This window comes from Bradyrhizobium sp. Kon69, assembly GCF_055807515.1.
Window position 1 is genome coordinate 1 of the sequence record NZ_JBVVOS010000275.1, and the last position, 290, is coordinate 290.

The window sequence follows — 290 nt, forward strand, 5'->3', positions numbered from 1 at the left end:
TCGATCGAGATCGCCTTGGCCGCGCCGAACGCCTCGGGCTCCAGCGTCACGAAGCCGAGATCGCGGCCGGCATTGCTCACGGCATTGGAAATCGCCTCCACGCTCGCCGCGTCGACCTTGCGGTATTCGTCGAGCAGGACGCTGGCCGGGAACATGAAGTTGCCGCTGTTCCAGAGATAGCCGGAATTGACGTAGTCGGCGGCCTTCACCGCATCCGGCTTCTCGACGAAGCGCGCGACCGCGTGCACCTCGCCGGAGATGACCTCGCCCGGGCTGATATAGCCGTATTC

The 290-nt window shown here is 64.8% G+C and carries 1 protein-coding gene; it reads right to left on the minus strand.

Annotation, left to right across the window (positions count from 1 at the left end; all coding sequences use genetic code 11):
* Window positions 1-290: sugar phosphate nucleotidyltransferase (locus tag AC0L3U_RS39145; RefSeq protein ID WP_473365083.1), on the minus strand; the 290-nt coding region annotated here is incomplete at both ends.